Source organism: Thermosynechococcus sp. HY213 (genome assembly GCF_031460975.1).
GTDB lineage: Bacteria > Cyanobacteriota > Cyanobacteriia > Thermosynechococcales > Thermosynechococcaceae > Thermosynechococcus.
Genome location: NZ_JAVKVB010000004.1, coordinates 182,054 through 202,431 on the forward strand (window position 1 = coordinate 182,054; position 20,378 = coordinate 202,431).

Sequence of the window (20,378 nt, forward strand, 5' to 3'; positions counted from 1 at the left end):
TTATAATTGTCAGGTTATGGTACAGCACGGCAGCCGTGGAGAAAGGCACCCTCATTGAATTTCGGGTCAATAACCAGCGTCGCTTGGCGGTGATCGATCGCCCCGAAGGTAAAAAGCATTGGATTGCCATTGATCAGCATTTACAAGCCCACACCATTCATCCGCGCCAACTGACCTTTACGGTGCCCGAGGAGCGGTTTCGTCCCCAAGAGATTCCCACATTTTGGCGGCAGGTACAGCCGCTCTTGGATGCCGACAGTCTAGAAGTGGCTTGGGAAATTATCCGCGAGGAAAACCGCCCCATTACGCCAGCGGATCTAGCGGAGCTGCTTTTTTCGGAGCGATCGGCGGTGGCCTGCTATGCGGCCTACTATCTCCTTAGCGAGGATCGTTTCTACTTCAAGCTCAAGGGGGAAACCTACGAGCCTCGACCGGCTGCCCAAGTGGCAGAACTCAAACATCAAAGCGAGCGGGAAGCCCAACGCTTGGCGGAGGAAGTTAGCTTCCGTGAACATTTGACCCAAGCCCTGAAGGGCGAAGCCGTGGCGTGGTCTGCCAGCGATCGCAAACGCCTTGAGCAGTTAGAACGTTATGCTATAGCCATTGAACCCAGTGGCCAACACCAAGCAGCCATTGACCTCCTCAGTGAATTGCAGCGTCCCACCCAACCCTTGGGCGCTTTCCAACTGTTGGTGGATCTCGGCCTCTGGTCAGAGCACGAAAATCTGTTCCTGCGCCGGAGTCAAATTGACGTTGAATTCTCTGCCAAGGTACTTGCTGTGGCCCATGAACGCCTCACCTCACCCCCTACAGATATTGACGCTCCCCTGCGCCGCGATCTCACCCATCTCAAGGTCTATACCATCGACGACGAAAGCACCCAAGAAATTGACGATGGCCTCAGCCTCGAAGTCGTGGGCGATCGCCAAAAGCTGTGGATTCACATTGCCGATCCCACCCGCTGGGTGATGGTGGATGATGTCTTGGATCAGGAGGCTCGCCGCCGCGCCACAACGGTCTATCTACCGACGGGGATGATTCCCATGTTTCCCACGGAGTTGGCCACAGGACCGATGAGTTTGGTCGCGGGACAAACCTGTTGTGCGCTGAGTTTTGGCATTCTTTTAGCCGACAACGGCGAAGTGCTGGAGTACGAAATTTGCCCCAGTTGGATTCGCCCCACCTATCGCCTGAGCTATGACGATGTGGACATGATTTTGGAGCAGGGGGTGACTGGGGAAGCGGATCTGCTGGCGATCGCCCAATGGGGACAGCGGCGTAGTGAGTGGCGACAACAACGGGGAGCGATTCGCATTAATATCCCTGAACCCAACATTAAAGTGGCTGGTGAAGAGGTGGAAATCTCGCCCCTCCATGACTCCCCCGCCCGCCAACTGGTGGCAGAAATGATGATTCTTGCCGGTGAAGTAGCCGCCCATTTTGGCGCCCGTGAGGGCATCCCTCTGCCCTTTCGCAGTCAATCACCGCCAGAACTGCCCCCAGAGGAGGAATTGTTGCAACTGCCCGCTGGAATGGTGCGGGACTGTGCCATTCGTCGCTGTATGCCCCGCAGTGAAATGAGTACCCAACCCAATCCCCACGCCAGTCTGGGTCTTGATGCCTACTGCCAAGTGACCTCCCCGATTCGTCGCTACACGGATCTGCTGGCACACCGTCAGATTAAAGCCCACCTGCGGGGAGAAAGGCCGCCCCTGACACCAGAACAACTCAATGAAATTTTATTGGGACTGATGTCTTCGGTTCAGGAGTCCGCTTTGGTGGAGCGGCAGACCAATCGTTATTGGTGCCTAGAGTACTTGCGGCGGCATCGCGAAGAGGTGTGGCGGGGCATTGTGCTGCGTTGGTTGCGTCCGGAGGAGGGACTGGGGCTAGTGCTGCTGGAGGATTTGGGGCTAGAACTGGCCATGCGCTTTCAACGGCAGGCAAAGTTGGGAGAATCGGTACTGGTGCGGGTGAGTCGGGTTGATCCGCGAGGCGATCAAATTTGGCTGGAGGAAGTGCCCCCAGATGCACTGACCTCAACAGAAACGGTCGCTTTATCTTCAACATGATCCCGATGAGAAAATGGCAATGCATGCAGGGGTGTGGCGCCTGTTGTTACCTTGAGTTGCGCGATCGCTCAGAAGTGCCCACCATTCTCAATGCAGAGGAATTTGCCCTCTACCAATCCCTCATTGGTGCCGATGGCTGGTGTATTCACTTTGACCCCCTCAGCCGCTGCTGCCGCATCTACGAGAATCGCCCCCGCTTTTGCCGCGTCACGCCAGAAGTCTTTGAGGATTTGTATGGGATTACGCCTGAGGAGCTAGACGAGTTTGCCATTCAGTGCTGCTGCGAACACATTCACGATCGCTACGGTGAGCGGAGTTTTGAACTGCTGCGCTATGAATATCTGGTGGGTCAGGGCGTAGATCCCCCGCAGGGGGAGGAGGCTCCCTAGGGCTGTCCTTTGTGAACGGACACCTATAATGACAGCAAATGACAACAGTTGTGTGCAGCCAGAGCCTATGGATGACTATCGGATGCGGGTGAACTTGGTCGAAGGCTCGGTGAGTTTTCGCTTCTCTCGGACAGCCGCAGAGGCCCTACGGCAAGAGATTCAGACTTTAATGGAACGCATGCGGGCGATCGCCCATGCCAAAGCCAGCGGTACTCCCCTGTCTCCCCAAGCGGCCATGGAATATCAGCACGTGGGCGAGGTCTTCCTCGAAGTGTTTTGTAATCCCAATATCTGGCCCAATCCCTATGCCGCCAAGGTTCTATTGACCGTGCGAGATGATCGCATGCGCCTGACGACAGAGGCAGAGCTAAATCGTCTCGTGGAAGACCTCAACCAGTTTCTCGAAAGCGCTCCCCCCTAGGGGGACAACATCTGTTAGGTTGAGGATATGGTTACTCTTCCTAAGGCTGGCCGCTCTGGCCGTTTTCGTCGCCTCTTGGCCTATTTGCGTCCTCACCAAACAAAAATTTGGGGGGGGATTGTTGCGCTTTTTATCGTCAACCTTTTGGGCACCTATTTGCCGCTGCTCATTGGTACTGCGGTTGATGAATTGCAGGCCAAGTTTGACTTTCAGCGGGTGGTGTTCTATGCCCTGCTGCTGATTGGCTTAGCCTCGCTGATGTGGCTGATTCGCATGGCCTCGCGCCTCTGGATCTTTGGTGCTGGGCGATTGGTGGAATTTGACCTCAAGCAACGGCTCTTTGAGCATCTGCTGCGTTTAGAACCCAGTTACTTTGCGGAGAATACCCCCGGGGATCTCATTAGCCGTGCCACCAGTGATGTGGATAATATTCGCCGTCTGGTGGGTTTTGCCCTTTTGAGTGCGGCGAACACCGTGTTTGCCTACGGTATGACCCTGCCCGTGATGCTGGCAATTCATCCGGGGTTGAGCTTGGGGGCGATCGCCGTTTATCCAGCGGTTCTTTTTATTGTCCAAACCTTTAGCGATCGCCTGCGGGCAGAGCAGCTCGATGTGCAACAAAGCCTCGCGGAACTCAGCGATCTCATTCAAGAGGACATGAGTGGCATTGCCCTGATTAAAATCTATAGCCAAGAAGCCAATGAACAACGCCAATTTGACCAGTTAAATCAAGACTTACTCCGCAATAACTTGGTCTTGGCTAAAACTCGCAACATTCTCTTTCCCCTCTTGGGGGGGATGGTCAGCTTTAGTTTGCTGATTTTGCTGTGGTTTGGCAGCCGCATGATTGCAGCCAACACAATTCAGGTGGGGGATTTTATTGCCCTACTGCTGTACATTGAGCGGCTCATTTTCCCGACGGCACTCTTGGGCTTTACGATTACCACCTACCAACGGGGGGAAGTGAGCATTGACCGGATTGAAGCCATCTTGAGCGTGGAACCCCGCATTACCGATGCCCCAGATGCCATTGCTTTACCCCGCGATCGCGTTCAGGGACACCTGCGTTGTCAGAATCTAACTTTTACATATCCCAATCGCCGCACCCCTGCCCTCAATCAACTTAGTTTTGAAATTCAAGCAGGGGAAATGGTGGCGATCGTTGGCCCCATTGGCTGCGGCAAATCCACACTGGCCAGTGCCCTGCCTCGACTCTTGGAGATTGCCCCGAATCAGATTTTTCTGGATGGCATCGACATTACGCAGCTGCGCCTTGCTGATCTGCGGGGGGCGATCGCCTACGTGCCCCAAGAAAGCTTTCTCTTTAGCACCACAATCAAAAACAACATTCGCTACGGCGAACCCGATGCCACGGAGCTAAAGGTGATTGCCGCCGCCAGCCAAGCCCAAATTCACAATGAGATCCTCAACTTTCCTAAGCAGTACGACACCCTTGTGGGCGAGCGGGGCATTACCCTCTCTGGGGGACAGCGTCAACGAACCGCCTTAGCCCGTGCCCTACTGGTGGATGCGCCGATTTTAGTCCTCGATGATGCCTTGGCCAGTGTTGATAACCAAACGGCTAGCCAAATTTTGCAAGTGCTGCGGGAACAACGGCGCACACGCACGGTGCTCTTTATTTCCCATCAATTGTCGGCAGCGGCAACCTGCGATCGCATTCTGGTCATGGATCAAGGGCGCATTGTTCAACAGGGTACCCATGATGAACTGGTGGCAGCAGGGGGGTTATATCAATCCCTTTGGCAGCAGTATCAGTTAGAAAGCTCCCTTGGATAACTGGATCGCCTGCTGGAGAATGCCAATTTCCCATTAGAAGGGGGCAACCCTGACGGCTACCCCTAGCTTCAGTATCATTAAGAATAGACAATATCGCTAAAAGCTAAAAGGAACTACTGCCCTGGTGTTTGCGGACTGGGGGACTCGGTTGGCGTTTGGTTATCGGTACCACCGCCGCCACCACCACAGGCAACCAGCGTTGTCGAAAAGCCCACTAAAATTAACCCTAAGGCGGCGAGTTTGTAAAGAAATTTCATAGAACTCCTCACGGCAGATAATTAGGCAAGGATTGGACAGTTCTTTTCTACCAATTCTGCTCGGGGATTGGCAACTCTGTGGCAACGATTGGTCTATAGAGATTTCCCTCAAAAGTGCCACCACATCCTAGAAAGCAACTATACCCCCTATGACAACTGAGCGATTACAAAAAGTCCTTGCCCATTGGGGAGTGGCCTCGCGACGCCATGCAGAAATACTCATCCGCAGTGGTCAGGTCTTCGTGAATGGTCAGCGGGCAAAATTGGGGGACAAAGTGGATCCCACGCGCGATCGCATTGAATACAAAGGACAACCCCTGAACCCACCCCGCCCACCCCAACGGCTCTACCTGCTGCTCCATAAGCCCAAGGGGGTTCTCTGTACCTGTCACGATCCCCAAGGGCGCACCACCGTTTTGGATCTTTTGCCGCCTAGGTATCAGGGTGTGGCCGGTCTTCATCCTGTGGGTCGCTTAGATGCCGACTCTAGCGGTGCCCTGCTGCTCACCAATGATGGGGCGTTTACCTACTATCTCAGTCATCCCCGCCATCACATCCCCAAAACCTACCGCGTTTGGGTGCAGGGACAGCCTACGGAAGGGGTCTTGCAACACTGGCGAGAGGGCGTTCCCTTGGACGGGGTGATGACACTACCCGCAGCCGTTAAGCTCCTGCGCACCGAGGGCGATCGCTCCCTCTTGGAAATCATCCTGCACGAAGGTCGCAACCGCCAGATTCGCCGTGTGGCCGATCAGCTGGGTTATCCTGTTGTTGCCTTGCAACGGATCGCGATCGGCCCAGTTCACCTCGGCAATCTTCGCCCCAGAGCCGTTCGCCCCCTCAGCCGCCGTGAATTGGCCGCCCTTGCTTATCCAGCCAACCGCGAAGGCTCAGCCTGAGAGCCAGTCATTTTGGGTGGAATATGCTGCACCGGATGATCGGGATGGGTGGCTTCCCATTCGGCAAGAAATTCCTGTGTGTCTTTGACGGGCGGTAAGGGCAACGAGCCACCGGGACCCGCCAAGGGGCGCAATCCATTCAACTCCGCTAAGATGGCTGTGCCGTTGTTAATAACCACCGCCAAAATCGGGTCAAGGGCAAAGAAGACCCCCGACAGCAGCGCACCAATATTAGGAATGGCCACGATCGCTGTATTTTGCCAGACAATTTCCATTGCCTGCTTGGCAATCCGAATCGCAAGGGTCAATCCCCGCAAGTCATCCTCCATGAGCACCACATCGGCGGTTTCACGGGCAATATCGGTTGCCCCGGCAAAGGAAATAGAGACATCGGCATAGGCAAGAGCGGCAGAGTCATTGATACCATCGCCACAGAAAGCCACGACTTTACCGCTGTCATGGAGGGCACGCACCACCTCCACTTTCTTTTCCGGGAAGGCTTCGGCGTAGATATGCTCAGGGGCAATGCCTAAGTCTTTGGCCACCGCACGGGCAACGCGGCCAATGTCACCCGTCAGCATATGGGGAGTAATGCCTGCCCCCTTGAGTTCACGGATGACTTCAGGACTTTCATTGCGGATTGGGTCACTGTAGAGAATCACCCCAATCAAACGCCCATCCCCGGCCACATAGACAATTGACGCCCGCCCAGAATCGAGATCGGGGAAACGTTCATTGAGATCAATCAGGCAAATGTTTTCCTGCTCCATCATGCGGCGGCTGCCCACCCGCAGATCCACACCCCGCACTTTTGTGGCCACACCGAGGCCAACGCGGTATTCCCAGTCTTCACAGTCAAAGAGGGGCTGATGGGTTTCGCGAGCATGGCGGACAATGGCTTCAGCCACAGGGTGGGTGAGTCCCTGCTCGGCACTAGCGGCCATACTGAGAATGTCATCAGCACTGAAGCGCGGATCCATGACTTTAATATCCGTCACGCCAGCATGACCTTGGGTCAGGGTGCCCGTTTTATCAAAGACAATCGTGTCAATTTGCGCCAGTTTTTCAATCGCCCGACCACTGCGAATGAGAACGCCATGTTGGGCTGCATAGGTGAGCGCCGACAAAATCGTGGTAGGCACCGAGACCCGAATCCCTGTACCGAGGTCAAGGGTCAGCAGGGCGATCGCCCGATTGAGATCCCCTGAGAGTAAGCCAACACCTGTGCCAATGGCCAAGGTTGGAATGACGGCTTGGTTGGCCACCATGGCAGCATAGTTTTCAATGCGCGTGTCATGCACCGGTGCCGACTGCATTAAGTTCACAATCACACCTGCACGGGTATTGTTGCCTACTCGCTCCGCTAAGATCACCAGTTGCCCCTCGACCAGCAGCGTTGACGCAAAAACCTCCATTCCCTCGCTGCGCGTTACCGGCACCGATTCACCCGTGAGTTTGCACTGATCAATGAGACCTGTACCCCGCAGGATGATGCCGTCAACGGGAATTTGATCCCCTGGATAGACAACCACGCGATCGCCCTCGACAAGGTCTTTCACTTCAACTTCAACCTCAACCCCGTCCCGTTCCACAAAGGCGGTTTTGCCGAGGCAATCCAGCAAATCAAGGTTGGCGCGCTCCGATCCCCGTGCCGTGAGGTCGCGGATCACTTCCCCCCCCTCAATCAGACCCAGCATAAAGGAGGGGGCAAAATAGTGCCCTTGCATGGTGTGGAGGGAAATTGCCAAGCCATCGAGGAAGTCAATCGTTAACTGTTTCTCCTCTTGAATCGCTTCCCATGCTCGCCGAAACACCGGCATTGCCCCGGCAATCACCACACTGGCAATCACATAGCCGGGAATCGGTACCCCCATCAGGGAGGCCACACTCAACCCCAAGCCCAGAGCCGGTAAGCCCAAGCGTTCCCAATAGTTAATTTCGTGAGCTTCCGCCGCAGGGGTGGCCTTCTCAGTACTTAGGGCGGGAAGATCTGGATTGGCCGCCACTTGAATCGACTCAAAAATTTGCCCTTGAATCGTTGCTAGGGCTTCCCCAAAGAGCTTGGGATTATATTCCACCACAAGGGAGCGGGCAGGGGGGTTAATGCGTGCCGTTGTCACTGCGGGTAAACTGCCCACAATGTAGAGCAGCCGTGCCCCATATTCAGCATCAAAGCCCAAGCGCGGAATGCGAATCCGAAAGCGACCCCTAATCCAATGCACAACTTGATAGTGAACGGTCTCTGTGGTGATAGGGTGGGTGAGTACTTCAGACTGCGGGGAACGACTTCGGGCAATAGTGGTCATAATGGATTCCTACGAATGGTCGGGCAAGTGAAGCTGGCTAAAAGTCTTAGTAATCGTTTTCCCCCAATTGTGGATGATAGACACCAAAATTGAGTCAAATTAAACCAGTCTTAGACAAGAAAGGCAATGCAATACAGGACACTTTATAGCTTAGGTCATCCTTAAGCCATTTCAGTTTTATCGGGCATCTATCGTACAATCTAGCTGCATATTGAGGAACAAGCAGATGATGGATACGGCGATCGCAACGATTCGTGCCCGCGAAATTCTCGACTCGCGGGGGCGCCCCACGGTAGAAGCAGAAGTTGAACTGGATTGTGGCATTGTTGGACTGGCGCAGGTTCCTAGTGGTGCCTCAACGGGGAGTTTTGAAGCCCATGAACTGCGGGACGGCGATCCCAAGCGCTATGGTGGCAAAGGTGTCCTCACAGCGGTGGAAAACATTGAAACCACGATTCTCAGTGCCCTTGTGGATCTCAACGCCCTTGATCAGACAGTGATTGACCAGTGCCTCTTGGAACTGGATGGCAGTGAGAACAAATCCAACCTTGGCGCCAATGCCATTCTTGCGGTTTCCCTTGCCACGGCCAAAGCAGCCGCAGAATATCTCGGTCAACCCCTCTACCGCTATTTGGGGGGGCCTCTGGCCAATGTCCTCCCCGTGCCGATGATGAATGTGATCAACGGGGGTGCCCATGCCGCCAACAACATTGACTTTCAGGAATTCATGATCATGCCCATTGGTGCCCCTAGTTTTCGGGAGGGACTGCGCTGGGGGGCAGAGGTTTTTGCCGCTCTGAGTAAAGTGCTAGCTGATAAGGGGTTACTGACCGGGGTGGGGGATGAAGGGGGCTTTGCGCCTAACCTCGACTCCAACCAAGCGGCCTTGGATATTTTACTTCAGGCGATTGAAACCGCAGGTTACACCCCCGGCACTGACGTTGCCCTTGCCCTCGATGTCGCCGCCAATGAATTTTATGAAGACGGCAAATATGTGTTTGATAATGCCAGCCGCACTGGCTCTGAGTTAATTCGCTACTATGAAGAATTGGTGAGCAACTATCCCATTGTCTCGATTGAGGACGGCTTGCAGGAGGAGGACTGGGATCACTGGGCACTCTTGACCGAAACCCTTGGCAGTCGTATTCAACTCGTGGGGGATGACTTGTTTGTCACCAATCCCAAACGCTTACAACGGGGGATTGACAATGGCGTGGCCAATGCCATCTTGATTAAACTCAATCAGATTGGTTCCTTGACAGAAACGCTGCAAACCATTGATCTGGCGACTCGCAAGGGCTACCGCTCGGTGATTAGCCACCGCTCTGGCGAAACCGAAGATACCACGATTGCGGATTTGGCTGTAGCTACCCGTGCGGGTCAAATTAAAACCGGTTCCCTCTGCCGCAGTGAACGGGTTGCCAAGTACAATCGCCTGTTACGCATTGAAGCGGAACTAGGGGATCAGGCAGTCTATGCGCCCACGGTGGGCTTGGGGCCGCGCTAGGTGATTCGTGCCCGCAAACGGTTTGGCCAGCATTGGCTGCGTAGTGAATCGGTTTTAGCTCAGATCATTGCAGCGGCTGAACTGCACGCGGGCGATCGCATCCTAGAAATTGGTCCCGGTTGGGGTGCCCTCACTCGCCCTCTTCTAGCCAGTGGTGCTGAGGTGGTGGCCGTTGAACTGGATCGGAATCTGTGCAGTAAGTTGCGGCAGCGGTTCAGCGGGGATCGATTTCAGTTGATTGAGGGGGATATTCTCAAAGTTGATTTAGCCCCCTTGAACTGCCACAAAGTGGTGGCCAATATCCCCTACAACATCACAGGGCCGTTACTGGGGCATCTGCTTGGCAGTATTGCCCGACCGCGTCGCCCGGCCTTTGAGCGGTTGATTCTACTGGTGCAAAAAGAAATTGGCGATCGCCTGATGGCCACCCCCGGTAGCAAGGCCTACGGTGCCCTCTCCGTACGGGTGCAATTTCTGGCCACCTGTGAGCCGGTCTGTGCAGTGCCCCCCCGCGCCTTTCAGCCGCCGCCTAAGGTGGATTCTGTGGTGATCTGTCTGCGACCCCACGCGACACTGCCAAGGGTGCGATCGCCCCAATGGTTAGAAACGTTGCTGAAACAGGGGTTTGCCACTCGCCGTAAGATGCTGGCCAATGCCCTCAAGTCCCTTGTCGAACCCGATCAAGTGCGCCAAGCGCTGCTTCAGTTGGGGCGAGATGTCAATAGCCGCGCCGAAGCCCTTAGCTTGGAAGACTGGCTAGCCCTCAGTGAACTCCTACAGCAGCCCCACCAAGATTAACAAAATCCCCAACCCACCACAGGCGGCAGCGCCAATGGTTGAATAGAGTACGGCATTACTGGTGTCTTGACTCAGGCTGTCTTCTGATTTCAGGGAGACAAAGAACTTTTGTCCCTTGACGGTGGGACGTTCAATGCGTAGCGTGCCCGTTTGATCACTGGCGGTGCCCACGACCAACACCTGCCGATCCACTGGCGTGATCCATTCCTGATAGCGATAACCAATGGTATTGCCACTGCCAAAGGTGAGGCTGCCCACGTTTACTTGGAAGCTGCCAAAGCCAAAGCGGGCAGTGTTATTGGCGGGTCGAAATTCATCGAGGACTTGGACTGTTTCCATATCAGCCCCCCGCGGATCCACTTCAATCTCGCCGTAGCGATCGCGCACGCGGAAGGGAATGGTTTGGCTATTGCTGCTAATCGTGTCGGAGCGGCGTTCAGTGCGCCAGCGGGTGCGGCCTTCGCTATCGGTTTCGCGCACCTGTTCTTCATACTCGCGGCTGACACACATGCGGTAATGGACGCAGGGCACCTGCTTTAACTCCGAGATCAGGGGCTGATCGACAACAATCTGACCAGAGACCTTCACATATTCCCGTAGGTTGCCACCGCCAATTTCCTGCGCCACCTGCTGTTGGAGCTGATGGAGATCCGCCGTGGTGGATGGCGTGGCTAGCTTAAGACTACGCAGCTTCAGGCGATAGTGGCGCTGTACAAAAAAGAGGGCAATCGCCGCAATTAGCAAAAGGCCACCAAAAATGCCCATCGGAGACTCCGCAACAGTAGCGCCGCCAATCCCTAGTTTAGCGATGGGTAGCCCATTATGTTATGGGGCGATCGCCCGCCCTTCGGGGTCTTCAAGGACAAAGCCAGCATCGGCAATCATTTGCCAGTCTTGGTGGGGGGCTTGGCCGGGGGTCGTTAGATAATCGCCGACAAAAATGGAGTTGGCAGCATAGAGGCCAAGGGGTTGCAGCGATCGCAGGTGTACTTCACGGCCACCGGCAATGCGAATCTCCTGACGCGGCAATAATAGGCGAAACAGCACCAAGATGCGTAAACAGTGGCGCGGATTGAGGTTGTGCTGTGTCCCAAGGGGTGTCCCCGGAATGGGAATCAGAAAATTCACTGGTACACTGGTCACCTGACGCTGCCGCAGGGAAAGGGCAAGATCAATGACATCGTCATCGGATTCCCCCATACCCAAAATGCCGCCAGAGCAAGTTGTAATTCCAGCGGCTTGGATATTGGCCAAGGTCTGGTCGCGATCGCTAAAGGTGTGAGTGGTGCAAATTTCGCCGTGGAAGTTTTCCGAGGTATTTAGGTTGTGATTGACGCGATCGACGCCTGCTGCCGCTAGCCGTGCCGTTTGCTCAGCGGTGAGTAAGCCCAAGCAGGCACAGATTTTCAGGGGATAGCGCTCCTTAACTGCCCGAATAGCAGCAAGTACCTGCTCAAAGACCTTCTCATTGGGCGATCGCCCGGAAATGACCATGCAAAAGGTACCAGCCTTGAGTTGGGCAGCGCGATCGGCCGCAGCAAGAATTTTTTCCTGCGAGAGCAGGGGATACTTTTCAATCTCAGCCGTGGAGATTTTTGATTGTGAGCAGTAGTGGCAATCCTCTGGACAGAGACCACTTTGGGCATTGAGCAGATAGTGCAGCCGTACCCGATTCCCCCAGTAGTGGTAGCGCACCCGATAGGCCGCCGCCAGTTGATTCAGGAGTTCAGTATCCGCGGCTTGTAACACCGCCCGCGCTTGATCGCGGCTGAGGCATTCATCGGCAAGGGCTAAATCGGCAAGGTGCTGCCAATCGGTCGTCAATACTGTGTTCATGGTTTTTTCTTAGCTACGGAGGGTCACGGCGTATTTTTCCACAAGGCTGTCGCGAATGCGCTGATGTAATTCATTCACCTCGGCCTCGGTGAGGGTGCGATCGCTGGCGCGGTAGGTGAGGCGAAAGGCCAAACTGCGCTGCCCTTCGGGAACACCAGTGCCACTGTACTCATCAAAAACCTCGACACTCTCAAGGAGGGAGTCGCGCCCGCCTGCAGCTTTCCAAATGGTGCGGCTGAGTTCTGCCACAGTGAGATCCGCCGGCGCAAAAAAGGCGAGGTCGCGATCGCTGGCGGGATAAGTTGAAAAGGGCTGAAAGATAATCTGGCGATAGCGTTCCTCAAGGCGGCTCAGGAATACCTCCAGATCCAGTTCAAAGACATACACCGCCGCCGGCAGGTCGAGGGTCGCCGCATACTGCGGGTGTAACTGGCCAAAAATACCGAGCCGTTCTCCATTCAAACAAAGGGCCGCCGTCCGCCCCGGATGCAAGCGTTCGTCTTGGCGATCGCTCTGATATTCCACATGCAAACCAAACCGCTGAAAGACACTCTCGAGAATCCCCTTGGCTTCATACCATGTGAGGGGTTGGGCTTGCTGTGAGCGGCGTACCCATTTCCCCTGCCACGGATCGCCACCGATGATGCCCCCAAGGCGATCGCTTTCCCAGAGACCCTCTTCATCTTGACCAAAAACACGGCCAATTTCAAAACCATTGAGGGGCGGATTCCCCTGTTCTTGGTTGTAGCGGAAGGCTTGGACGAGACCCGTAATTAGATCCGTACGCAGCGAGGAAAACTCCGCCACTAGCGGATTCACGACGGTCACTTGGTTGGGCTGACCACCTTTTACCCAAGAATAGTGCATCAATTCCGTCAGACCCGCCCCGCGAAAGGCCGCCCGTAGCTCCCGCAGTAGGGTGAGTTCCAGCGGTAGTGCTCCCAATTCCGATTGAGCGGGCAAGGTTTCCTCAAAGCGGTCGTAACCGTAGAGCCGCGCAATCTCCTCAATCAGATCCACCTCTCGCTCAATATCCCGGAAGCGGTAAGGGGGCACCGTCACCGACCACACCACTAACTCGTCCTCAAAGGTTTCTTGACGGCTGAGGTGAAAGCCAAGACGGCTGAGTAGCTCTTCAACGGTCTCTGCGTCCAAATAGGCGACTTCCTCGCTCTCCGCTTCGTCAGCAACCACGGCCCCCAACAGCCGGTGCACTTGTTCCAGCCGCAGGGTGAGGGTGCGCTCAAGGGGCGGACGCTGATCCGCTAGTGTAGTGTAGGTCACTGTCCCTTGAGCCACTTCAGTCAATAGGGCGATCGCTTCAGCGGTGGCCGCCTCTAGTTCTGCGGGGTTCACCCCCCGTTCATAGCGAGCCGAAGCTTCCGTGCGTAATCCTTGGGCGCGAGCCGATCGCCGAATCACTGGACTGGCAAAGAGTGCCGCCTCAAGGAAGACATTCTGCGTACCCTCGTAAACTTCAGTCTCTTCGCCCCCCATTACTCCGGCAAGGGCAACGGGCACATCCCCGGCGGTAATCAGGAGATTGTCGGCACTCAGCACCCGCTGCTCACCATCGAGGGTTTTCAGGGTTTCCCCGGCCTTGGCAAAACGCACGCCGACACTCACTGGGGTTTGGGTAGCAACCCCTTGCAACCGATCCCAATCAAAGGCATGGAGGGGCTGACCCCACTTCAGCAGGATGTAGTTGGTGATATCCACCACATTATTGATGGCACGCAAACCGGCAGCCTCTAAGCGTTGCTGGAGCCAATGGGGCGAAGGGGCAATCTGGACATTGGTGATCAGTGTGCCACAGTAGGCAGGGCAGGCTTGGGAGTCGGCGATCGCCAGCTGTACAGGTACCTTAGCACGGGACTTTTTGGGGGCGATCGCCTTTGGGGCGGGTAGCGTCAGGGGAGCACCAGTAAGTGCGGCCACTTCACGGGCAATGCCTACCATACTCAGGGCATCCGCACGGTTGGCAGTTGAGGTCAGGTGCAAAATCACATCATCCAAGCCGAGGAGAGGACGTACATCTTCCCCGACGGTTACTGCATCAGCGAATGTGTGAATGCCCTCAGACGCTTTGGTTAGCCCCAACTCAGCAAGGGAGCAAATCATCCCCTCAGATTTCACGCCCCGCAGTTTTGCCGGTCGAATTTTCAGATCAATTTTGGCCAGATATGCCCCCGGTAGTGCCACAGGTACATACAAGCCTGCGGCGGCATTGGGTGCCCCACAGACAATCGTGCGGGGTTCCCCTTGACCCACATCCACTTGGCAGACCCGTAATTTTTGGGCATTGGGATGGGGTTCACAGGCCAAAATATGACCCACCACAACCCCTTCCGCCCATGTGCGCCGATCTTCAATTTCTTCGACTTCAAACCCCGCCATCGTCAGGCGATCGGCCAAAGTCATCACATCGAGATCAACAGCCACTAATTCCCGTAGCCACCGAAGGGAAACCCGCATGGAATCCTCAACAAAACGTCATACTTTGCCATTCTTCTTCAGCCTACCAAAATTCGCCGCAGTGCTCCGCCTATACCGCAAAGCGGTTAGGTGGTAGTGAGGTGATAGGCGACCATAGGGAGCAGTCACTCAATCTCAGCTTGTTGCTGGATATATTGAGCTAGCACCGAACATCGGGCGCGACTAATAGCTATAGTCCACTCATGCTCACCCTGACGTACGAGTACAGGCTAAAACTAACCCAGCAGCAGGCCAAGCAGATCGACTACGATCTAGACGTGTGTCGCCAAGTTTGAAATGATGCGCTGAGGGAGCGCAAAGACTGGATTGCTTCGCGCAAATGTCCAGTCAATGCCTGCTCTGTGCCTAGCGAGTACATCATCCCAGCGGATGCCCCCTACCCCAGCTTCAACGTGCAGTGTCAACGATTCACCCAAGCAAAGCAGTTCAACCCTGATTTAGCGTCGGTTAACGCCCAAGCATCAGCAAGTCTTGAAGCGGGTGGTTGGCCTCGATGTTGGCTTGGAATACTTTCTCTCCACCTCGGACGGACTTCAACTAGCACGGCCTAGGTTTTTCGTAGAGATGCAACGCAAGCTTCAATTGCTGCAACGCAGACTGAAGCGGAAACAGATTGGGTCAGCCAACTGGAAGAAGATTCAACGCAAGGTGGCGAAGCTGCATGAACAGATTGCCCGCACCCGCAGGGACTGTCACTTCAAGGTTGCCCACCAACTTTGCGACGGGGCTGATGTGATTGTGGTGGAGGATTTGAATCTGATTGGCCTCAGTCGTGGGACGCTGGGCAAGCACATGCTGGATGCGGGTCATGGGCCATTCCTGAACTCGGTGTTGCCTTGGGTGGCCTGCAAGCGTGGCAAGGTGGTTGTCAAGGAGAAAGCAGCGGGCACCTCTCAAGAGTGTCCCAACTGTGGCGAAGCAGTCCGCAAAACGCTATCAATCCGTTAGCATGAGTGCCCCTGTGGCTGTTCAATGCCTAGGGATATTGCCGCTGCATTCGTGTTGCGGAATCGATTGATAGGCGGTGGGGCGTACCGTCTTGAAAATGCCCCTGGAGAGGTTCTGGCGGGGATGACTTTCGGGTCATCTAGTCAAGACTCTGTGAACGGGGAATCTCCTGCTATACGCCTAGCGTTAGCGGGATGAGCGTCAATCTCCTGTGATGGCATTACACAAGTGTAAGTCGGTATGAAGCAAGGATTTCAAGAACGATCGCCGATGCCAAGGGGTCAGGCCGTACTGATCAAGGGCTTGACGGTGTTGGGGGGTGCCGTAGCCCACATTGCGTTCCCAGCCATACTGGGGATAACGCCGAGCTAAGCGTGCCATGAAGCGATCGCGCCGTACCTTGGCAATAATCGAGGCACAGGCAATACTATAGCTGTGGCGATCGCCCCCGATAATGGCCGTTACCTTTTCAAAGGGCGCTGTTTTTGTTAATTTGCCGTCAATCAGGGCATGATCCCAAGGGGCAACCCGCGCTAGGGCACGCGCCATGGCTCGATAGGTGGCTTGCAGGATATTCACCTGATCAATTTCCGCCACACTGGCACTACCAATGCCAATGGCGATCGCTTGGTTATAAATCTGCCCAAAGAGGCGCGATCGCTGGCGGGCACTCAACTGTTTGGAGTCGCGCACCTCTGGAAGAGGCACACAGTCTACTGGTAAAATTACGGCTGCTGCCACCACTGGCCCCGCCAAACAACCCCGACCCACCTCATCCACACCGACCACGCGACAATAGCCCTGTTGCCAGTAGGCTTGCTCATAGATCAGGCTGGGCGGTTCCATGCTTAATGGCCAATCCCCACATAGCGGAAGCCGAGTGACTCTAGCCTCTTGCGATCCAAGAAGTTGCGGCCATCAATGATCACGGGTTGGTGCATCACCTTGGCCAGTTCCCCATAATCCACCTCTTGGAACTGTGGCCAGTCGGTCACCAGCACCAAAGCATCACAGCCATCGGCAAGGTGCAGCAGATCCGTTTCCACAATCACATGGGAGAGACCCGATCGCAGACCCGACTGGGACACGAGGGGGTCATAGGCCTTGACCTTGGCACCCAAGCGATACAGTTCCTCGATCAAATTCAGGGCAGGGGCATCCCGCAGATCATCGGTGTTGGGCTTAAACGTTAACCCCAAAAGGCCAATGGTTTTACCTTTGAGGATTTTTAGCACCTGTTGTAGTTTTTCAATGACAATAAAGCGTTGCCGCTGGTTGACTTGAACGGCTGCTTTGAGCAACTGGGCATCGTAGCCGTAGTCTTCCGCCGTGTGGATGAGCGCCGAAACATCCTTGGGAAAACAGGAACCACCCCAGCCCAAGCCCGCTTGCAGAAATTTCTCGCCAATGCGGGAATCTAGGCCAATCCCCTTGGCCACTTGAACCACATCCGCCCCCACGCGATCGCAAATATTGGCAATTTCGTTGATAAAGCTGATTTTAGTGGCCAAAAAAGCATTGGCAGCGTACTTAATCATTTCCGCCGAACTGAGATCCGTCACCAACACCGGCACGGGGGGCAAGGTGGGATCAGCCGCATACTTACGTTCAATGATCGGCGCATAGAGTTCCTGCATGATTTGAATCGCTTTGCGGCTACTACTACCCAAGACAATGCGATCGGGATTAAACGTGTCATAGACCGCTGAACCTTCCCGCAGAAATTCAGGGTTGCTGACCACATCAAAATCCAACGGCGGATGGGTCGCCCCCCCTTTAATGGCATCCGCTAGATCCGGTTCGCGCTCCACCACACCATCGAGAATAATCATTCGCACCCAGTCTCCTGAGCCAATCGGCACTGTGGATTTGTTGACAATGACTTTGTACCCCAAATGCAAATGGGCACCAATACCGCGGGCAACCGCTTCCACATAGCGGGTATCGGTTTCACCATTGGGTAAGGCGGGTGTACCGACGGCGATAAAGAGCACGTCACCAAACTCCACCCCAGCGCCAAGATCACTACTGAAGCGAATGTGGCCACTGGCAATGCACCCACGGAGTAACTCCGTCAGACCGGGTTCATAAATGGGGGATTCCCCCTGTTGCAGCAGCTTAACTTTATCAATGTTGTTGTCAATGCAAATCACCTCATGGCCGATATGTGCCAAGCACACTCCCGTCACCAAGCCCACATAACCGGTGCCAATCACACATACCCGCATTCCCTGTGGCCTCCCTAAACTTCCACCATCATAGGCGTATAGGGCACGCCTAGTCGCTCGGCAAAGTCAGGAATTGTGCGCTGTAATCCCTCGAGGAGGGGGACGGTCGGTTGCCAGCCCAACACCGTGCGAGCAAGGGTAATGTCAGGACGACGGCGCTGGGGGTCATCACTGGGCAGGGGCTTAAACTGAATTTCCACCCCCGGATTAATCAGGGCTTGGATTTTTTGGGCTAGCTCCAGCACGGTGTATTCATCAGGGTTGCCCAGATTCACAGGGCCAATGTGATCGCTATTCATCAGCCGAATTAACCCTTCCACCAAGTCGCTGACATAGCAAAAACTGCGGGTTTGGGAGCCGTCGCCATAAACGGTGAGGGGAATGCCCTGCAAGGCTTGAACAATAAAATTGCTGACTACGCGGCCATCGTTGACTTGCATTTTGGGGCCATAGGTATTAAAAATCCGTGCCACCCGCACATCCACATTGTTTTGGCGGTGGTAGTCAAAGGTGAGGGTCTCTGCCACCCGCTTGCCTTCGTCGTAACAGGAGCGGATACCAATGGGGTTGACATTCCCCCAGTAGGACTCAGATTGGGGATGCACCAGCGGGTCACCATAGACTTCTGAGGTGGAAGCAAGGAGAAACCGTGCCTTTACACGTTTGGCCAACCCCAGCATGTGGAGGGTGCCCATGACATTGGTTTTAATCGTTTTGACGGGGTTGTACTGGTAGTGAACTGGCGAGGCGGGGCAAGCCAAGTGATAGATTTGATCCACCTCAAGGCGAATCGGATCGGTGACATCATGGCGGATCAGTTCAAAATTGGGGTGACCCATCCAGCGCAGAATGTTGCGCTTTGTACCAGTGAAGTAGTTATCTAAGCAAATGACCTCATGACCCGCTTCCATCAGCCGATCAACTAGATGGGAACCAATAAACCCAGCACCGCCAGTAACCAGAATACGCATTGTGTTGCCTAAATAGAGTTACGCTATTCCTTTGCCTCAGATTAGCACGAGTTCATAGGAACCCAGTAATGTCTCATTCCAGTTCGCGATCGCTCCCCGTTAGCTGCCAAATTGAAGGGGGCGGCCACGCACGTCGGTATTCACCCGCCCTTGGCTAAAAACAATCTCACCATTGACAAAGGTGTAAACTGGCCACCCCGTCAATGACCAGCCCTCAAAGGGACTCCAGCCGCACTTGGTGAGCAGTTCCCCGCGGCGCACTGGGCGATAGGTCTGCAAATCCACGAGCACCAGATCCGCATCGTAACCGGGGGCAATTTTGCCTTTATTGGGAATGTCGTAGGACGCAGCAACGGCAGTGGACATCCAACGCACCACTTGGGGCACCGTACAGCGACCGGCCATTGCTTGGGTCAACATCAGGGGCAAAGAGGTTTCCACCCCCGGCATACCCGAAGGGCTTTGGGGATAGGGCTGCGCCTTTTCCTCTAGGGTGTGGGGAGCATGATCGGTGGCAATAAAGTCAATCACCCCATCCAATAGTCCCTGCCAGAGTTTTTCATTATCTCCTGCGGTGCGTAGGGGCGGGTTCATTTGGGCAAGGGAGCCAATGTTGGCATAGGCCTCTGTGGTCAGCAATAGGTGCTGGGGGGTAACTTCCACCGTTATCCAAGGAAGCTTGTGCTCGCGCAGAAAGTCCACTTCAATTCCTGTAGACAGATGGAGAATGTGCAGGCGGCGTTCGTATTTACGGGAGAGCTTCACTGCTAACTGGGTGGCGTTGAGGGCAGCAATCTCGTCTTGAATTTGCGAGTGTACGGCCACATCGCTAATGCCAGCAAATTGTTCGCAACGGGCACGGATTCGCCCTTGATCTTCGGCATGGACAGCAATGAGGCGTTTGCCCTCACTAAAGATACGGTCTAAAATTGGCTCCTCATCCACCAAAAGGGGGCCGTGCATTGACCCCATGAAAATCTTGATGCCACAGATGGGGTGAACGGTGTTGAGGACGGCAAGGTTATCCTTAGTGGCGCCAATGAAAAAGCCATAATTAACAACACATTTGGCAGCAGCACGGGCGAGTTTATCGTCGAGGGTGGCCTGATCAATGGTCAGTGGCCGAGTATTGGGCATTTCTAAAAAACTGGTGACCCCCCCCTTGGCACAGGCACAACTGGCAGTAAATAGATCCTCTTTGTGCTCTAAGCCCGGTTCACGAAAATGGACTTGGGGGTCGATCACACCGGGCAAGAGAGTGAGACCGGTAGCATCAATAACCGTATCCTCTGGGTGGATGGTGACAGTTTCTGCGACTTCGGTGATGCGATCGCCCTCAAGGCGTACCTGTTGTTGTCGCAGTTCTCCCTCTGGGGTACAAATCACCGCATTTTGGATTGCGATCGCCACCCTGTTCTCCTGCAAAATTGGCTCTCTCCCTTGATCCTACTGG

General features: G+C 54.9%; 17 protein-coding genes. 8 read left to right on the plus strand and 9 right to left on the minus strand.

Annotation, left to right across the window (positions count from 1 at the left end; all coding sequences use genetic code 11):
* Nucleotides 1-35 precede the first annotated feature (35 nt).
* The 4 genes from RHK62_RS02125 to RHK62_RS02140 all read left to right on the plus strand — a co-directional run bounded on the left by RHK62_RS02125 (nt 36) and on the right by RHK62_RS02140 (nt 4,679).
* Nucleotides 36-2,072, plus strand: a complete 2,037-nt coding sequence (locus RHK62_RS02125) for a ribonuclease R (RefSeq protein WP_310453199.1) — start codon at nt 36-38, stop codon at nt 2,070-2,072.
* Between the two features lie 5 nt (nt 2,073-2,077).
* A complete protein-coding gene (locus RHK62_RS02130) occupies nt 2,078-2,461 on the plus strand; it encodes a YkgJ family cysteine cluster protein (RefSeq protein WP_315863516.1) in 384 nt (127 codons plus the stop codon).
* A 67-nt stretch (nt 2,462-2,528) separates the two neighbouring features.
* Nucleotides 2,529-2,882, plus strand: coding sequence for a hypothetical protein (locus tag RHK62_RS02135; protein WP_206200869.1), 354 nt, complete (start codon nt 2,529-2,531; stop codon nt 2,880-2,882).
* A 27-nt stretch (nt 2,883-2,909) separates the two neighbouring features.
* Nucleotides 2,910-4,679: an ABC transporter ATP-binding protein gene (locus tag RHK62_RS02140; RefSeq protein ID WP_310453201.1), complete on the plus strand. Its 1,770-nt coding sequence runs from the start codon at nt 2,910-2,912 to the stop codon at nt 4,677-4,679.
* Between the two features lie 113 nt (nt 4,680-4,792).
* On the opposite strand, the gene RHK62_RS02145 is transcribed toward RHK62_RS02140, so the two are convergent.
* Complete coding sequence (locus RHK62_RS02145) at nt 4,793-4,936, minus strand: hypothetical protein (RefSeq protein ID WP_206200871.1); 144 nt, start codon at nt 4,934-4,936, stop codon at nt 4,793-4,795.
* A 149-nt stretch (nt 4,937-5,085) separates the two neighbouring features.
* Here RHK62_RS02145 and RHK62_RS02150 point away from each other — a divergent pair, with 149 nt between their 5' ends.
* Nucleotides 5,086-5,835, plus strand: a complete 750-nt coding sequence (locus RHK62_RS02150) for a pseudouridine synthase (RefSeq protein WP_310437955.1) — start codon at nt 5,086-5,088, stop codon at nt 5,833-5,835.
* On the opposite strand, the gene RHK62_RS02155 is transcribed toward RHK62_RS02150, so the two are convergent.
* On the minus strand, nt 5,805-8,141 hold the full coding sequence (locus RHK62_RS02155) for a heavy metal translocating P-type ATPase (protein ID WP_302677194.1): 2,337 nt from the start codon (nt 8,139-8,141) through the stop codon (nt 5,805-5,807). The genes RHK62_RS02150 and RHK62_RS02155 overlap by 31 nt on opposite strands.
* 226 nt (nt 8,142-8,367) lie before the next feature.
* Between RHK62_RS02155 and eno the strand changes: the two genes are divergently transcribed.
* Both eno and rsmA read left to right on the plus strand, forming a co-directional pair.
* A complete protein-coding gene (gene eno / locus RHK62_RS02160) occupies nt 8,368-9,648 on the plus strand; it encodes a phosphopyruvate hydratase (protein WP_206200874.1) in 1,281 nt (426 codons plus the stop codon).
* A gap of 3 nt (nt 9,649-9,651) precedes the next feature.
* Complete coding sequence (gene rsmA, locus RHK62_RS02165) at nt 9,652-10,446, plus strand: 16S rRNA (adenine(1518)-N(6)/adenine(1519)-N(6))-dimethyltransferase RsmA (RefSeq protein WP_399377916.1); 795 nt, start codon at nt 9,652-9,654, stop codon at nt 10,444-10,446.
* Here the strand turns inward: rsmA and RHK62_RS02170 are convergent.
* Genes RHK62_RS02170 through pheT form a run of 3 tightly spaced genes read right to left on the minus strand, consistent with a single transcriptional unit; the run spans nt 10,423 to nt 14,757 of the window.
* Nucleotides 10,423-11,211, minus strand: coding sequence for an E3 ubiquitin ligase family protein (locus RHK62_RS02170; protein WP_302677196.1), 789 nt, complete (start codon nt 11,209-11,211; stop codon nt 10,423-10,425). The genes rsmA and RHK62_RS02170 overlap by 24 nt on opposite strands.
* A 60-nt stretch (nt 11,212-11,271) precedes the next feature.
* On the minus strand, nt 11,272-12,282 hold the full coding sequence (gene bioB / locus RHK62_RS02175; protein WP_206200876.1) for a biotin synthase BioB: 1,011 nt from the start codon (nt 12,280-12,282) through the stop codon (nt 11,272-11,274).
* A gap of 9 nt (nt 12,283-12,291) precedes the next feature.
* Nucleotides 12,292-14,757 (minus strand): phenylalanine--tRNA ligase subunit beta, encoded by a 2,466-nt coding sequence (pheT, locus tag RHK62_RS02180; protein ID WP_310453203.1) that lies wholly within the window; start codon nt 14,755-14,757, stop codon nt 12,292-12,294.
* 501 nt (nt 14,758-15,258) lie between these two features.
* On the opposite strand from pheT, the gene RHK62_RS02185 reads away from it, so the two are divergent.
* Nucleotides 15,259-15,726: a transposase gene (locus tag RHK62_RS02185; RefSeq protein ID WP_310453225.1), complete on the plus strand. Its 468-nt coding sequence runs from the start codon at nt 15,259-15,261 to the stop codon at nt 15,724-15,726.
* Nucleotides 15,727-15,927: 201 nt separating this feature from the next.
* On the opposite strand, the gene RHK62_RS02190 is transcribed toward RHK62_RS02185, so the two are convergent.
* From RHK62_RS02190 to RHK62_RS02205, 4 genes are all read right to left on the minus strand, one after another.
* The gene (locus RHK62_RS02190) at nt 15,928-16,572 is read right to left on the minus strand and encodes a ribonuclease HII (RefSeq protein WP_310453204.1); all 645 of its coding nucleotides are present in this window, start codon (nt 16,570-16,572) and stop codon (nt 15,928-15,930) included.
* Nucleotides 16,573-16,574: 2 nt separating this feature from the next.
* Complete coding sequence (locus tag RHK62_RS02195) at nt 16,575-17,954, minus strand: UDP-glucose/GDP-mannose dehydrogenase family protein (RefSeq protein WP_302678728.1); 1,380 nt, start codon at nt 17,952-17,954, stop codon at nt 16,575-16,577.
* A 14-nt stretch (nt 17,955-17,968) separates the two neighbouring features.
* Nucleotides 17,969-18,925, minus strand: coding sequence for a UDP-glucuronic acid decarboxylase family protein (locus tag RHK62_RS02200; protein ID WP_149820594.1), 957 nt, complete (start codon nt 18,923-18,925; stop codon nt 17,969-17,971).
* Nucleotides 18,926-19,024: 99 nt separating this feature from the next.
* Nucleotides 19,025-20,335: a dihydroorotase gene (locus RHK62_RS02205; RefSeq protein ID WP_310453205.1), complete on the minus strand. Its 1,311-nt coding sequence runs from the start codon at nt 20,333-20,335 to the stop codon at nt 19,025-19,027.
* Between the last annotated feature and the right edge of the window lie 43 nt (nt 20,336-20,378).

Bases quoted from the DNA above. Each gene is read 5' to 3' on its own strand.
- RHK62_RS02200 (WP_149820594.1), bottom strand. From the start codon at position 18,925: ATGCGTATTCTGGTTACTGGCGGTGCTGGGTTTATTGGTTCCCATCTA.
- RHK62_RS02170 (WP_302677196.1), bottom strand. From the start codon at position 11,211: ATGGGCATTTTTGGTGGCCTTTTGCTAATTGCGGCGATTGCCCTCTTT.
- RHK62_RS02150 (WP_310437955.1), top strand. From the start codon at position 5,086: ATGACAACTGAGCGATTACAAAAAGTCCTTGCCCATTGGGGAGTGGCC.
- RHK62_RS02140 (WP_310453201.1), top strand. From the start codon at position 2,910: ATGGTTACTCTTCCTAAGGCTGGCCGCTCTGGCCGTTTTCGTCGCCTC.
- RHK62_RS02130 (WP_315863516.1), top strand. From the start codon at position 2,078: ATGAGAAAATGGCAATGCATGCAGGGGTGTGGCGCCTGTTGTTACCTT.
- RHK62_RS02145 (WP_206200871.1), bottom strand. From the start codon at position 4,936: ATGAAATTTCTTTACAAACTCGCCGCCTTAGGGTTAATTTTAGTGGGC.
- eno (WP_206200874.1), top strand. From the start codon at position 8,368: ATGATGGATACGGCGATCGCAACGATTCGTGCCCGCGAAATTCTCGAC.
- RHK62_RS02190 (WP_310453204.1), bottom strand. From the start codon at position 16,572: ATGGAACCGCCCAGCCTGATCTATGAGCAAGCCTACTGGCAACAGGGC.
- RHK62_RS02195 (WP_302678728.1), bottom strand. From the start codon at position 17,954: ATGCGGGTATGTGTGATTGGCACCGGTTATGTGGGCTTGGTGACGGGA.
- RHK62_RS02135 (WP_206200869.1), top strand. From the start codon at position 2,529: ATGGATGACTATCGGATGCGGGTGAACTTGGTCGAAGGCTCGGTGAGT.
- pheT (WP_310453203.1), bottom strand. From the start codon at position 14,757: ATGCGGGTTTCCCTTCGGTGGCTACGGGAATTAGTGGCTGTTGATCTC.
- RHK62_RS02155 (WP_302677194.1), bottom strand. From the start codon at position 8,141: ATGACCACTATTGCCCGAAGTCGTTCCCCGCAGTCTGAAGTACTCACC.
- bioB (WP_206200876.1), bottom strand. From the start codon at position 12,282: ATGAACACAGTATTGACGACCGATTGGCAGCACCTTGCCGATTTAGCC.